We start from the raw sequence: 15,091 nt of genomic DNA, 5'->3' as shown, positions 1-15,091 counted from the left end.
AGGCGGCCCTTGCTGCGGATACGGCTGGCGCCGGAAAACATGGGCGACAAACGGTCTGCAGCGTCAAGGCAGGCCTGCACCTGGGTGGGAATGCGGTGATTCAGAACGCGATTTCGGTTGCCGCCGATCCTGGTAGCCGATGGCGCGGGGATTGGCGAACCGGACGCAGAAAATTCAGGCTTCATGCCGACACCCTTTCGCCGATGCCCGGGCTAAGCCTGATCTGCGCGGGGCGTTCCGCCGGAATAGCTATGCCGCCTGGTGACCCGCGCATTGGGTTCGGTATGGTCTGACCGGATGCCGGTGCCATGGCAGAGCCGGGTTCCGGGGCGGAAATGGGTGTGCCGAAAAGTGTTGAAAACATGGCCGAATAGCCGGTCGGCGGGAAAATGGGGTTCGAATTGGCCTCAAGCCACCAGATCTTTCCGTCCGTGTCGAGCACGCCGTCGAGCGAACACAAAACAGGTGCGCTGAGTTCCTCTCGCAGCTCTGCGGCGATCCATTGGCCGGCTACTTCCAGTTGGGCTATTTGAGTCGCAGGCATGTGACGCAGGAAATTGTCTTCCTCTTCCGTAGCCGCATCCGGCGCGAAACGGCGTCCGTAGCGATAGTCCAGCCAGGCAGACATATCTGGCGTCAGTACGGTGTTCAAGTCCAGGCCCTGATAAGCAAGTGCCTGTTCCACCGCCTGCTTTTCAGGGTAGTCGGCCCAGCTTTGCTTGATGTCTTTGAGGCGCGCGTCGATCAGCTCTGCGATGGTGTCGCGCCCGTTGCCGTGTATCAACGGATAGGGATGCAACTGCGCATGGAACGCGCGCGCCCCCCAGAACCAGACCTTGATGTTCGTTCCGTGCACGAACGATTCCGCGTACAGGCTACCGGTGCTGCCCTGTTTCGTCAGCATTTGCATTCGCGCCGCATCGGGCTCCTGCCCAGGATGATAGGGGCCGGCCAGTTCCTCGCCAAAAGACCCGACCGAATGCTTGACGATGAAGGCGGCCGTCGCCTCGCCCGGCGTCGGCCACATGCGGGGCGTGGGGAGCCCGGACTCCGCCAGGCGCTTTTTGAAGACGAGCTTGTCCGAAGCGAGCGGCCAACGCAGGGGGCGGTAAGGCAGCCAGCCGATAAACCCGGTTGCCTCGCGAACCATCTGGGGGACGTGCATTAACTGACCGTCCATGCGCGCCAGGAACTGGGGATGCAGTGTGAAGTACCGGTTGCGCGCCTTCACTTCCAGCTCAAAAGTCAACACATTGAGATTGACGAGCGCGTCATGAGCCTCTGCCCAGGCCTTGACGGCGCGGATGTGGTTCATGGTGATCGCGATAAACATGGAAGAGTCTCCGGGGTGATGCTGCCTGTGGGATACCGGTCAGAAAGTGAAGGGCGTGGAGCCGCCCTGGCTGAATGCCGATACGCGCAGGGTCGCAGCGTCCATGCCAGCGGCGCTTATCAATATATCCATGCCGGTTTGAATTTGTTTAGCGATTTTTCGGCGCGTGCGGTCGGATGCAAATTTTCCTAAACAAAGTGGTAAATGTGAGGATGTATTGATGAAATACCGTTGAGCAGTTCTCCAAAGGGTTGGAGGAGGGGTGAGGGGCAGGGGCCCGAGCCGGCGGTTCACCATTAGGTAGATCACATGGTTGCGATCGTCAGCGGCAATAGCCTGGGCTTGGGTTCAACGTCATTGGCCACGCTGGGGCGAGGCGGGCTGCTGGGGGCGGCCGGCCAGGGGCGAAGCGGCGAGCAGGCGTTTGTCAATGTGGCCAATGGTAATTTGGTGCTGCAGGACCGGGACGACTACCTGGTTGCGCACGGCGTGAACCTGACGGCGCTGCGCACCTACAACAGCCAGGGCAAGCTCAACGACGACAATGCCGACAACTGGTCCATGGGGGCCTATGCCCAGCAGGTGAAACTGGCGGGCACACTGAACGCTGCCGGCAGCACCCTCACCCGCACCGCCCGGGACGGCAGCGAGTCGGTCTACAGCTGGGACGCTGGCAGGCTCGCCTATGTGAGCACCGACGGCGCCGGCGCCTACGACACCATCAAGGCGGTCGGCAGCGACTACGTCTGGACCGACGGCGACACCGGCCTGACCGAAACGTATGAGGCCGCCACCGGGCGGCTGGCCAGCACCACCGACGCCAGCGGCACGAGCGCCAGCTACGCCTACAACGCCTCGGGCCTGCTCTCCAGCATGACCAGCGCCAGCGGCGACGTCACCTACCTCGACTACGTGGGCAGCAACGTTTCCAAAGTGCGCACCGTCAGGGCCGACGGCACGACCCTCACCCGCGTGGCCTATGCCTACGACACGAGCAACCGCCTATCTTCGGTGAGAGTGGACCTCAGTCCGGAAGACGCCAGCACGGCAGACAACTATTACTACCAGACCACCTACACCTACGACGGCGCCAGCACCCGCGTGGCAAGCGTCACCCAGAGCGACGGCACCAGCCTGACGTTCACCTACGTGCAAGTGGGCGCCGACTACCGGGTCGCCACCGTCAGGGACGGGCTCAACCACACCACGAGCTACAGCTACGACACCGTCAACAATCGCACCACGGTGACCGACCCGCTCGGCCTCGTCACCAGCTACGAGTACGACGGCGCAGGCCAGCTCACCAAGATCACGGCACCCGCGGTCGGCGGCGTGGCACGGGTCAGCAGCTTTGCCTACAACGCCGCCGGCGACCTGACCCAGGTCACCGACGCGCTGGGCCAGGCGACGGCGATGGAGTACGACGCCAACGGCAACCAGGTCCTGCAGCGCGATGCGAGTGGCAACACCGTCACGCGCACCTACGATGCCCGCAACCAGCTGCTGACCGAGTCCACCTATACCGTGGCCGACCCGGACGGCGCCGGTGCCGGCCAGCCCGCCCTGCCGCTCACGACGCGCTACGTCTACGACGCCGCCAACAAAAACCTCCTGAGGTTTGTGCTCAGCCCGACAGGGCGCGTGACTGAGTTCCGCTACAACGCCTGGGGCGAGCAGGTTGCCAGCATCCAGTACAGCGCGGCAGCCTACAACGTGGCCGCCCTGGGCGCCACGGCCGTGCCCACAGAAGCGGCCATGGCCACCTGGGCCGGCGCGCAAAACCTTCTCCTGAGCACGCGCTCCGACCGGGTGCTGGACGCACGCGGGCAACTGCAGTCGGTCACGGTGTACGCCAGGGTCGACGCCGCGGGCAACGGCGTTGCCGACGGCAGCCAGTCGACGACCCAATACATCTACGACCAGGCCGGCCTGCTGCTCAAGACCATCTCGGGGACGGCGGGCGTCAGCCTGTACACCTACGACGGCCTGGGCCGCGTGCTGTCGGTGCAGAACGCGCTGGGGCAGACCACGCTGACCAGCTACGACGACGCCGGCCGCAAAACCACCGTCAGCTTCGCCAACGGCCTGTCGACCAGCAGCACCTATGACGCGGCTGGCCGCCTCATCAGCGTCACGCAAAGCAGCGCGCAGACCGCCAACCTGGGCACCACGCTTTACGTCTACGACGCCGACAACCGTCTCACGATGACGCAGGACCCGAGCGGCGTGCGGGCCTGGATGCTGTATGACGAAGCCGGCCGCAAGACCGCCGACATCGACGGCAACGGCAGCCTGACGGAATACGTCTACAACAAGAACAACCAGGTCACGCAGACCATTGCCTACGCAAGCGCGGTGAATGTGGCCAGCCTCGTCAACGGGTCCGGCCAGCCGCTGAACCCGTCGCTGGCGGCGGTGCGGCCGGCCGGTGTTGCCGCCGACCTCAAGTCCTGGCGCGTCTACGACAGCGCCGGCCGCCTGCTCAAGACGGTGGACGGCCAGGGCGCCGTCACCGAGATGCAGTACGACGGCGCCAGCCGCCTGGTATCCGTCACGCATTACGCCAACCTCATCTCAACCGCGGCGCTGGGTGCAGCACCGGCCGCCGGCAGTGTTGCGCCCACGGCCAACGCCGCTGCCGACCGCGTCGAGAGAAACTTCTACGACGACGACGGCCTGCTGCGCGCCAGCCTCGATGCCGAAGGCTACCTCACGGAATTGAGGTACGACAGCGCCGGGCGCCTGGCCAGCCGCACCGCCTACGCCACGGTGACCGCCCAGGCCCTGCGCGCCAGCGGAACGCTGGCCCAGCTTCTGCCGGCCACGGATGCCAGGGACATCACCACACGCCTGGTGCTCAACGCCCAGGGCCAGGTGGCCGGCGAAATCGATGCCGAGGGTTACCTGACCGAGAAGGTCTACGACGCCAACGGCAACCTCACCCAGAGCATCCGCTACGCCACGGCTGTCAGCGCCGGCGCGCTGGCCGCCTTCACCTCCAGCACGACGGTTGCCGATCTTCGCCCGGCCGCCAGCGCGCAAGACCGCAGCAGCAGCGCTACCTACGACCTCCTGAACCGCGTCGTCACGTCAACCGACGCCGCCGGCACCGTCACGCAGTTCACGTATGACAGCACAGGCAACCTGACACAAAAGGTGTCCGCCGCCGGCACCTCCGAGGCCCGCACGCTGACAGCGAAGTACGACCTGCAGGGCCGCCTGGTCGGCGAGCTCACCGGTGTCGGCAGCGCGCTGCTCACGGGCAGCCTGACGCAGGCGCAGATCGACGCCGTCTGGAGCCAATACGGCCTGACCCACGCCTACGACGCCGCGGGCCGTCGCACCAGCACGACCGACGGCTACGGCAATAAGACGCTGTTCTTCTACGACGTCGACGGGCATCTGACGCACACGGTCAACGCGCTCGGCGAGGTACGCGAGAGCCAGTACAACGCCCTGGGGCAGCTGACGTCCACGGTGAGCTACGGCACCCGCATCAACCTGGCCGGGCTGACAGGCGCCAATGCCGGCGGGCTGGTCAATGCCGCGCTCACCGCCGCCATCGTGGTGAATGCCGCGCTCGACAGCAAGGCCACCTATGCCTACAACAGCTTCGGCGGCCTGGCCAGCAGCACCGACGCGCTGGGCAATGTCACCGCCCTGGGCTACAACGCCTTCGGCAATGAAGTCAGCCGCGTGCAGGACCTGGGCGCATCGCAAACCCTGACGCGGACCACCACGGTAGACCGGCGCGGCCTGGCGACCGGGGCCGTGCTGGATGCCAGCGGCATCAACGCCATCACGTCCGCCGTGTACGACGCCTTCGGCCGGCTGACCAGCAGCACCGATGCCAACGGCCACACCAGCACCCGGACCTTCGACAGGCTGGGCCGCGCCGTCACCAGCGTTGACCCGCTCAATGTCACGCGCAGCAGCAGCTACGACGCCTTCGACAGGGTACTCACGCAGACCGACGGCCTGGGCCAGGTCACGAGCTACAGCTATGACAAGGTGGCGCGCTCTGTCACGGTCACCACGCCCGAGAGCGTCAGCGTCACGACGGTGCAGACCCGCCTGGGCCAGACCCAGAGCGTGACCGACGGCCTGGGCAACACCACCAGCTTTGCCTACGACCTCAACGGCAACCTGCTCACCACGACAACAGCGCTGACCACCACCAGCCAGAGCTACGACCGCAGCAACCGGCTGGCCAGCACGACGGACGCCAACGGCAACCTGGTGGTGCTCGGCTATGACGCCGCCAACCGGGTTCTGGCGCGCACCGTCGATCCGGCGGGCCTGAACCTCACCACCACCTACGGCTACGATGCCAAAGGCCAGCAAGTCACCGTGACCGACCCGCTGGGCATCGTCACCCAGTTCAGCTACGACCTCAAGGGCCAGCTGACCCAGCAGGCGGTCGACCCCCTGGGCCTGAACCTCGTGACGGCCTACAGCTACGACGGGCGCGGCAAGACGCTGACGGTGACAGACCCCCGCGGCACGGTCACCCGCTACACCTACGACAAGCTCGGGCGCCGCACTCTGGAGCAGGTCGACCCGACGGGCCTGAACCTCACGCGCAGCTATGCCTACGACAAGGCCGGCAACGTCACCAGTTCCACCGATGCGAACGGCAACCTCACGCGTTACGCCTACGACGCGGGAGACCGGCTGGTGTTCACCGTCGATGCGGCGGGCAACGTCAGGCAGAGCGGCTTTGACGCGGAAGGCCGCGTCGTCAAGACCACGGTCTATGCAACGGCTATCACACCGGCGGATATGGCCGGCTTGCCGGCGGCCGCCAGCGTGGCGCAAATCCAGGCCAGGGTGCTTGCCGCCGCGGGCTCGGACCTGGTGGAGAACCGCGTCTACGACAGGGACGGCCGGCTCACGGCCACGGTCAACGCCCTGGGCGAGGTGGTCAAGTACGTGTATGACGCGGCTGGCAACGTCATTGAGCGCGTGGCTTATGCCAACCGCGTGGCGATGTCCGGTGGTGGTGCCTGGGTGGCGGGTACCCTGCCCGCGCCGGTGGCCGATGCCGCACACGATCAGCGCCTGCGCACTGTGTACGACCAGCTCGGCCGCGCTGTGCTGTCCGTCGACGGAACAGGCGCCGTCGTCAAGCAGGTCTACGACAGCAACGGCAACACCGTCAAGACCATCCAGTACGCCACGGCCATCGCCGCCTCAGCCGCGCCGGCCAGCGTCACGGCCAGCGCCGCCGACCGCATCACCGTGTTGGCCTATGACAAGGCCAACCGCCAGACCTTCAGCGTCGACGCGCTGGGCGGCGTGACGAAATTCATTTACGACGCCAACGGCAATGTGGCGCAAAGGCTGGCCTATGCAACAGCCGTCACGCCGCCCGTGGCCGCAACCACGCCGGATGCCGACACGATTCAGGCCGCCGTGGTTGCCAGTGCCGCCAACGACCGCATCGAGCGCTTTGCCTACGACCGGGCGAATCGCCAGGTTTTCCGCATCGATGCCGGTGGGGCCGCGACCGAAACCACGTTTGACGTCGCCGGCAATGCCGTGCAGACCCGGCGCTATGCCGCGCTGGTGGACGTGTCGACCCTGCCGGCCGTGGCTTCGACCTCCGCCGTCGCGCTGCTGGTGGTGGCCAGCGCGGCGAACGACCGCGTGGAAAAGCGCGCGTTCGACGCCGGCAATCGCCAGGTCTACGGTGTTGACGCCCTGGGCTATGTCCGCAAGACGGTGTACGACGGCAACGGCGCCATCAAGGGTGTGACCGAATATGCCTTGGCCATACCGGCAGCAACGGCCAGCACGGCCACCGCGATCGCAGGGGCCATCGTTGCTTCGGCCGCGAATGACCGCAGCAGCAGCTTCGTCTATGACGCCGCGGGCCGCCTGACCAGTAGCACCGATGCCCTGGGCTTCACCGAATCCAATACCTACAACGCCATCGGTGAAAAGCTCACGTTCACCAACAAGAACGGCGCCACCTGGAACTACGGCTACGACGCGGCCGGCCGTCTCGTCACCGAGACCTCCCCCCAGGTTGCGGTGACCGGCCTGCAGGTCAATGCCACGACCGGCCAGCTGGAAGTCAACCCCGCGCTCAGCGGCAACGCCAGCATCGTGACCCGCATGACGTACGACGCGCTGGGCAACCTGCTGTCGCGTACCGAAGCCTTGGGTCGCGCCGAAGAGCGCACCACCAGTTACGAGTACGACGCTGTTGGCCGCCAGGTCAAGACGATCTTTCCGCCGGTTTCGGTCTACAACGCTGCTGGCGACAACGTCACCGTCAACGGCGCCACCGGGCTTGCCACCCGCACTGAAACCCTGCAGACGCTGAGCAGTCAGACCACTTACGACGTGTTTGGCAATGCCGTCGCCAACCGCGACGTCGCCGGCGCCATGAGCTACAAGGCCTACGACAGGCTCGGCCGTCTCAGCTATGACGTCGATGCCCTCGGCTTTGTGACGGGCTATGCGCGCGACACTTGGGGCGAAGTCACCACGCTGACGCGTTACGGTTCGGCCACCACGCTGCTCACCGGCAACCCCGCGCGGCTCAGCAGCACGCAGATCGGCACCGCCCTGGCCGCGGTCGGCTTCAGCCATAGTACCGACCGCATTCTGCTGACCGAGTACGACCGCCTGGGCCGCGTCACCAAGGTGATTGAGCCACAGGGCTACGCCTACGATTCAACAGCCACCGCGGGCGCGCAGTATTTCACCGCAGGCAAGACCACGCGCAACAGCTACAACGCCTTCGGCGACCTCAGCCGTGTCGCTTTGCTCAAGAATGCCGTCACCGACACCTGGACCGCGACGGAGTATTTCTATGACACCCGGGGAGGGCAGACGGCCATCGTCGATGCCCTGGGTTACCTGACGACGCAGGCTTTCGATGCAGCCGGCAATGTCGTGGACCGTACCGAGTACGCCAGCGCCATCGTGGGCTGGAACAGCTCCGTCGCTCACACCGCGGCGCCGGCTCCTGTTGTTTCCGCCAACGACGACCGCAAGACGACCTCGATTTTTGACCGCGGCAACCGCAAGCTGTCGGACACGCGCGTCAATGTGCTGTACAGCGTCTCCACCGCCAGCACCACCGGCGTGYGCGGGAACGCGGTCACCAGCTACCTTTATGACGCCGTCGGCAACAAGACGGCCACCACTGACGCCACCGGCGCCACCACTTACAGCTATTACGACGCGATGGGTCGCGTGACAGCGGTGGCCGAGCCCTCGCGCATCGACGTGGTCACGCCGGGCACCAACGTGGTCCTCACACCGCTCACGCTGTTCCGCCGCGATGCCTATGGCAACGTGGTCAGCAAGGTGGAACTCGCCAACGGCGCGGCAGTGGCGACCGCCACAGCGTTCACGCAGGGCGCGGCATCCGGCTCTGACCGTACGACGCTGGCCGCGTACGACCGTTCGGGCCATGCCACCCAGGTGACCGACGCACTGGGCTACAACCACTACAGCTCCTACGACGCGCACGGAAACATCGCCAAGGAGTGGCAAGCCGTCACCGGCAATGACGGCGTCGCCAGGACCAAATTCCGCGTCTACCAATATGACAAGCTGGGCCGCCAGACCCACGTCATCGATCCTGCCTCCACCACGGTGCTGCAGAGCGGCCTGACAACGGGGTTTTCCTCGGATACCTACACCTACGTTACCTATGACGAAAGCGGCGCCTATGCGCTGACAGGCGCCGGCAATAGCGCAACACTCGGCTGGTCGTCGCTGATTGACGCCGGCGGCGGCCTTGTGCGGGTCCAGCTGGATTACCAGACCGTGGCCGTACCCCAGTACATCGGCCGCGATGAAAACGGCGTTCTTCTTTTCGACGGCGGCTATTCTCACGCGGCCAGTGTGACGCGCGACTTCAACGCGGCCAATGCGGCTGGCGGCGTGACGCTGGCGTGGGGCAATGCCAGCTCCGTCGACGGCGGTATCTCGCAGCTGTTCACCATACGCGTGTGGCAGCAGGATGCGGTCGGCAATTGGGCCATGAAGTGGCAAGGCAGCCCGGCGCAGGCAAACGGTTCCGGCATCACCACCGTCAACCAGGCGCAGGCCGGCGTGGTGGACACCGCCGTCGAATACAACGCCTTCGGCGAGATGACGCGCAAGGGCATCAATGGCGGGCGCGAAGAGTACTTCGACTACGACAGCGCTGGCCGTCTCTGGCGCACCAACAGCGGTGACGGTATCGCCAAGGTTTCTCTGTACGATTTGCAGGGTAACCAGACGGCCGATATCCGCAGCGCGGGCTCCGGCCGCGGCAACCTGAATCTGCTGGCGTATACGAGCGCTGACCAGGTAGCCGGCCTGGCCGATGTCCGGCGCACCGACGTGCAGTATGACGCGCTCGGCCACGTCACCCAGCAACTCCAGGCCGAACGCCTGACAAGCCAGGGCGGTGTGGCCGTCCGTGCGAACCAGGCCAACGCGGGCATTGCCTCCGTTTCTTATCCCGCATACGACTGGAATGGCAACAGCACCGGCTGGTACGGCAGCAACAACGTCTACCTGAGCTGGTCGTCTCTGGCCAATCTCGGCGGTGGCGATATTCAGGTCACGATTGACTACGTGACCCAGCCCTACACCTACGTGTCGGGCCAGACCATGGTCTATGGTGAAGACGGCACGTATACCCCCGCCAAGGACGAATCCGGCAACGTCATTGGGACCAGCTCATATGTGGGCGCGGTCGCCTCCAGCATTACCCGCACTTTGACCGGGGACCAGGCTCCCAGCGGCATGACCATGAGCTGGGTCGACTCCGGCGTGGTGGGTGGCCTTTCTGCTGTGACTCGCATGCGCCTGTACAAAAAAGATTACCAGGGCAACTGGCGGCTCATCACCGACCGCAGCAGTTTCGGCACCAACGGCAGCAGCATTGAGCTGACGGCGCCGACAGATGCGTCGACCACGCTGCAGCTGCAGTTGCGCCCGGCTGGCGCCACCACACCGGTTGAGACTGTCAGCCTTGTGAACTTCGGCGACGCACTGCGTTATGACGCCGGAACGCGCAACCTCGCGGCCTATGAATACCAGGTGCTGACAACGGTTTCCGGCGGTGCCACAACCAGCTCGGGCTGGTTGCCTGTGCCGGTGTCCGCGGCAACGGCGGGCACCAGCCAGTGGAGCCGGCCGGTCGTCAACCAGAAGACCGACCGCTGGGGCAATGTGCTCGAGATCAACGACCCGCGGGCCCCGGGCTGGAAGACCACCTACAGCTACAACGCCAACAACCAGATCGTGCGCCAGAGCCAGGCCGATACCGACGGAAACCAGAGTGCGGCCAGCCCTGTCACCGCCATTTACTACGACCGCATGGGCCGGCAACTGGCCATGACAGACGCACGTGGCAACAGCAACCTGCAGGAGTTTGACGCCGCCGGCAACCTCGTCAAGGAAACCCATGCCGATGCGGGCGTGGTGAGTTACCGGTATGACGTTTTCGGCAACAAGGTACAGGTCAGGGACGCGCGCGCGTTTGTGACCACCTTTAACTACGACAAACTCAACCGCCTGCTGAGCACGGTGCGGCCAACAGAGGCTGTGTACACCGTAGGCGCATCCAACTGGCTGGCGTATGTCAACACCCGCGCCATCACCGAGACCAGCACCTGGGACCAGGCGGGCCGCAAGCTCACCTCGACCAATGGCAACAACGAGACATTGAGCTACGCCTACGACATGCTCGACAACGTCGTGGCGACCCGCCAGCCCCTGGGCCAGACCGTCAAGGCCACCTTTGACCTGCGCGGCCGCAAGTCGGCCGAGGTTGACGCCAACACCAACAGCGCCACCTGGAACTACGACTACTTCGGCCAGCTTTACAGCCACACCGATCTGGGCGGCGCCAAATTCACCTATGCCTACGACAATGCGCGCCAGCTGGTTTCACAGACCAGCACCCGCGGCCAGAACCTGCAATACGCCTACGACGCTGCCGGCCAGCTGGTCCGTAACACTGACGCAGCAATGGGCAAGGTCACCACTTATGCGTGGGACCTGGGTGGCCATTCGGTACGCGAAAAAGTGGTGCAGGGCGGGGTGACCTACCAGGACAACTCCATGGCCTATGACGCGCTGGGCCGCTTGCGCTGGGTGGGCGACACCCGCGCCTTCATCAACCTGGAATACGACAAGATGGGCAACCGTACCCGTATCCAGACCCACGTCATCAACGGGGGCGGCGCGGTGGATGCGGACCGCTACTTCCAGTACGACGCCATGAACCGGCAGACCGTGGTCGATGCGGTCGATGCCGCCGGCAACCTGGGCACCACAGGCCACCGCATCACCTACGACGGCAGCGGAAACCGGATGAGTGATACCTACTATGGCAACCGTGTTACCTCTGGCCAGGTGGTCGATCACTACGACGCCGTCTATGGCGCCATCCCCGTGCTGGATGAATCGGGAAATTACACCTATGACGAGTCGGGTAATCTGATCACGACCTGGGGTGTCGTCGGCTACACGCCGATTTACCGGACCGACTACTACGCCAACCAGGGCACCACCGTCGAGACCTACGGCTACGACGGCCTGAACCGCCTGATGGGCGTGGTGCGCGACGGTGTGCACCTGGACTATCGCTACTACGWCGGAGCCGGCMGCGTTCTGCAGACGGGCCCCGCAGGCACCCTGCCGGTAGGCTATGTCAATGCCCTCACAGGCGGCGCATCAGGCGCCAGCGGCAGCGAAACCCGCATCAACCGCTTTGATGCCAACGGGCGCATGCTGTACCAGCGTGTGCTGCGCAGCGACAACGGCGCCAAGTACGACATCAACTACACCAGCTATGACGCCGCAGGCAACCTACAAAGCTACGCGTTGCAGAACTACGAAGGCACGGCCTACACCAACTATTACAGCTACGCGCAAAACCGCTTTGACGGCTACAAGGAAGCCAGTGTCTACGGCACCAGCACCTACTTCTCGGCCGGCACCACCAGCAGCTACTACGACGTCAACGGCAACCTGACGGCCATCACCGACAGCACCAACGGCGCTGTCAACCGCAACTTCGTCAATGATGCGTCGGGCAAGGCCCTGTACACCGCCCAGAACGGCCAGGTTCAGCGCCAGCTCATCGTTGCGGGCGAAGTGCTGGGCCGCTACGGCAATGCCTCCAATGGCGCCAACGTGGTGGACTTCAACTTCGGCTACCAGCCCATCAACGGCAGCTATCCCAAGCCCAGCCCGGGCACCTACATCGTGGCGCCCAACGACACCCTGCAAAGCATTGCCAGGGGCGCCTACGGCGACAGCTCGCTCTGGTACCGCATCGCCGAAGCCAATGGCCTGGCCAGCGACAGCGACCTGAGGATAGGCCAGACCCTGACCATCCCCAACCGGGTCGGGACCATCAACAACAACGCCAATACCTTCAAGCCTTACGACCCGAGCGCGATCGTGGGCGACACCACGCCCAACCTGCCGACGCCTCCGCCGCCTGCGGCGCAGAGCGGCGATGACGGGTGCGGCTTCTTTGGGCAGGTCCTTGTCATTGCCATCGTCGTGGTGGCCGCAATTTATACCGCTGGCGCTATGGCGGCCTCTGGCGCGCTGGGGAGCTCGGCAGCGGCAACCGCTGCTGCAACGAGCGGTGTTGCCTTTGGGACCGCTGGAGCCACCACATTTGGAGCAACATTGGCCGCCGGTGGTGCCGTTCTGGGAGGCGCCGCAGGAATAGGTGTCGCTGTTGCAGCCGGCGCGATTGGCAGCGCGATTGGCTCCATTGCCGGTCAGGCTGTTGGCATTGCCACCGGCATGCAGCAGGATTTCAACTGGGATGGCGTTGCCTTGGCCGCGATCAGTGGCGGGGTAGGCGGTGCCCTGTCAGGCTTTGCGCCACTGGGCGKACAAGCCGGCAGCCTCGGCAATGTCATGGTGCGTTCGGCCGTTGGCAATGCGATAACGCAAGGTGTGTCTGTCGCGACCGGTTTGCAAGACCATTTTGATTGGCGTGGTGTGGCTGCCAGCGCCGTGGGTGCCGGTGTGGGTTTTGAGGTTGGCGAGAGGCTCGGCAAGACGAATATCAACCCCTTTGCGGCAAGAATGTTGACCGGCTTGGCCGCAGGCACGGCCACCGCCATTGCCCGGGGCGGTAGGATTGCCGTGCAGCAGATTGCGACGGATGCATTCGGGAATGCGTTGGGCTCGGCGTTCCGAGACAACTTGGAATCAAGTACGGTGGGTTACGACCAGACAGTTGGGGGAGGCAGTAACAATGAGCCGTGGAATGGGGGTGAGAGTTGGGCTGCGGACGTAGCTAATAGACGGGCAGCCAATCCAATCTACGTAGCGCAGGGGGACCAGTTGGGTGGCCTGGACGATATCAACGGGATGGATCTTCAAAGCGACAACTATCGCGCGCCGCCAACTCATACTGTCAAGACTGGTCAAACTCTGTCAGGTATTACGGGTCGGAACGACGCAGCGTATCTGGACAAACTTGCCCAATACAACGGGCTGGCCTCTCGCCACGATCTTGGTGCAGGTCAAGTTTTACAAATACCCGACGATACAACCTTGGCTGGTGTAGTGGTATCGCCAGAGGTGGCCGGCCGTGGGGCCATGGGCGGGACCTACTTTGCAAAACGTCAAGCGGATGCCATTGCGCGTGAGGCAGGCCCGGATCGCTGGCGTAACTATGACGACCCAGTGGATCTTATGGATCGATACTTGTCACATCCCGCTATTCCGCTAGATCGACCGATAACGCTGGATGATGTCCTGTCTGCTGCAGGGAAGACTGCAAAATGGGTGGTGGGTGCGGACTATGCGAAAACCGGCAAAGGTTTAGTCCCGGATATTGTCAATGGCACCATTGCTATCGGCGGTGCTGTTGGGGATTTGATAGGCTACAGCGAGTTCACCCGATTGAAGGCTGAGGGGGCTATTCCGAGCGATAGCAACTACGAGCCTATGAGTGATTTTGGTCGCGCCGTAAAGCAGTACGGACCTGGTGCGGTGGGCATTGAAACTCTCAAGAACCTGCCGGGTGTCAGGTCATTGCTTGCGTTTGATCGTGGGGACAATGTGGGGGGCCTCTCCTCGTTTGGAGAGGACATCATAATGTTTGGCGGAGTTCCAAAGGTTATTGCTGCGTTCAAGGAATCGATGGCAATTGAGGCGGGGGCAAATAGGTTGCCCCTGTCATTCGAAGATAGCTTGGTGGTGCAAGGAGATGCGTCTCGTGCTCAAATCGTAAAAACAATCGGCGATGCAGCACAGCCGTCGCTTGAAAGTATATTAAGACTTGACCCTAATGCGCGTATTGGGTTTAGAGGAAGTCTTGTTGATGGATTGAAGAACGACACGAAACTGGGCGTGAATGGCGAACGAGTTGCATTTGATGGCACCGTCGCCACAAAAAATGGTAAACCCTACACAGGCCCGCAAGGCTACGACGCCGATTTCTTCGTCGTTAGCGATGATTTGGCCGCTCAGTTTTCGAAAAAGACTTTCTTCAGGGATATAACTAAGTTGGATGGATCATTGAAGAGTACGTTTCAGGAGTTTGGGAATACCATGCAGAGTAGTCCAATTCTTGGAGGTATGAAAACTGAACTTCCTGGGTTCAGGGTCTTCAGCACGGCTGAAATGGCAAAAAAATCGGGATCTCAATATTACTTCTTACGAGGTAGACAGTAATGGGTGAAATTCGATGAGAAACATACTAGCTACAGTGGAGGTTTCAGGTGTTATGCCGTTAGAAGAAATGGCAGGCAAACTCGGTAC

3 protein-coding genes are annotated in these 15,091 nt (G+C 63.5%); 1 reads left to right on the top strand and 2 read right to left on the bottom strand.

Annotated features, from left to right (window positions below):
• Positions 1 to 185, bottom strand: a 185-nt coding sequence (locus tag AC1D1X_RS03810; protein ID WP_477697854.1) for a hypothetical protein, incomplete at its 3' end; no start/stop codon positions are given.
• Complete coding sequence (locus tag AC1D1X_RS03805; protein WP_477671725.1) at positions 182 to 1,333, bottom strand: hypothetical protein; 1,152 nt, start codon at positions 1,331 to 1,333, stop codon at positions 182 to 184. The genes AC1D1X_RS03805 and AC1D1X_RS03810, both read right to left, overlap by 4 nt.
• Positions 1,334 to 1,642: 309 nt before the next feature.
• On the opposite strand from AC1D1X_RS03805, the gene AC1D1X_RS03800 reads away from it, so the two are divergent.
• Positions 1,643 to 15,004: a LysM peptidoglycan-binding domain-containing protein gene (locus tag AC1D1X_RS03800; protein WP_477697853.1), complete on the top strand. Its 13,362-nt coding sequence runs from the start codon at positions 1,643 to 1,645 to the stop codon at positions 15,002 to 15,004.
• Positions 15,005 to 15,091 lie beyond the last annotated feature (87 nt).

Source organism: Polaromonas sp. P1_G4 (assembly GCF_056405475.1).
This window is presented reverse-complemented; position numbering and strand designations above follow the sequence as displayed.